This window comes from Mesorhizobium sp. M7A.F.Ca.CA.004.06.1.1, assembly GCF_003999135.1.
In the GTDB taxonomy this organism is placed as follows: domain Bacteria; phylum Pseudomonadota; class Alphaproteobacteria; order Rhizobiales; family Rhizobiaceae; genus Mesorhizobium.
On record NZ_RZPQ01001113.1, the window covers coordinates 1 to 1325 of the forward strand.

Here is a 1325-nt window from a genome sequence, read left to right on the forward strand (position 1 = left end):
GGGGGTGGGGGCGGCGGTGGTTCAGGCTCTTTTTCAGACATAGCAGGTGCCTCGGTCTCTTTCTGCCTAGATCCATTCATAGCACGTTTGCTGGGGCCGTTCTCTCAAATTTCCCGCCTCTCCATCCGCGCCCTGAGTTGGCTGCCAGATCAGTTCGCTTTAGACGAGTTCCCGCTGTGGGCTACTGCCTCTACGCGCATCGTGTGGGCCATTGCGTTCCCCTCCTTGCGGCTTGCGCGGCGCGGCATAGAGCGCGCGTCAAGCTGGTCCTGAAGGCGACCGTTGAGGACCATCATTTCCTTGAGCGCCTTCATCACGTCGCCCCTGTGAACGGCAACGAACTTGTCGGCGACGGCTTGAAGGGCGGCTTCTTGTCGGCTGTCCAGCGTCACAATGTGGTCCATGTGAGCGTCTCCTAATGTCTCGATCGTTAGTGAACAAAAAGAGAACATAAATGTCAAGAGCGGATTGACCAAGCGAGGAATGAGTTCCTATTTTGGGGCTATGGCTGACACTGGTGGAAGACGAAGGCGCGGCGGCGAATGGAAGCTTGGCAATGCCCACGAGATTGGGCAGCTTGTGCTGGTCCGGTGCGGTCTGTGCAACGTCAAACGATGGTATCTGCCGAGTGATCTGAAGGAAATCTTCGGGGACATTGAAGCGGAATTGGTGGGAGGCAAAATGAGTTGCAAGCGGTGCGGCAAGAATGAGTACATGGATGCCGAAACACAAAATCCATCGGCCCGAGAAAGGCAGGGCATCAGGGTTACGCGGCTTGCAGAAATCAGGATGGTACGGCGAGTTGTCTGGCGGGATGAAGGCTGAGGGCCACAAAGCGTCCATTGGGCTTGATCACTTGGCGCGGCGTCCTTTCGTCTTGTACGGTGGGTCAAATAATCAAGAGATTGATCACCAATGCCTTTTAATTTCACGATCCCAAGTCCTACCAGCTCAATTCCCTTCGCCATGCTGCCAGGCACTTCCCTGATATTTGTCGGCTCAAACGGTGGAGGCAAGACGCGCCTCGCCGTGGAGATAGAGAATCAGCTCCAACTCCGGGCGCACCGTATTTCCGCGCACAGGGCGCTGACGCTAAATCCCGCTGTAGCCAAGATCACCGAGCGGAATGCGAAATTGGGCCTTCGAACAGGAAATTCCCGTACGGATGCGAACCTTGGGCATCGTGTTGGAAGCCGCTGGCGAGGCGACATGGCGACTGGACTCCTCAATGATTTCGACGTGCTACTGCAGGCCCTCTTTGCCGATCAGACCAACAAGACGCTGCAGACCCACCAGAGAGTCAGGGCCGGCGATACAGGTGCGGC

At 56.7% G+C, this 1325-nt stretch carries 1 protein-coding gene; it reads right to left on the minus strand.

The window, feature by feature from the left end; translation table 11 throughout:
• Positions 1-149: 149 nt before the first annotated feature.
• Positions 150-404 (minus strand): hypothetical protein, encoded by a 255-nt coding sequence (locus tag EN906_RS37610; protein WP_164749064.1) that lies wholly within the window; start codon positions 402-404, stop codon positions 150-152.
• Positions 405-1325 lie beyond the last annotated feature (921 nt).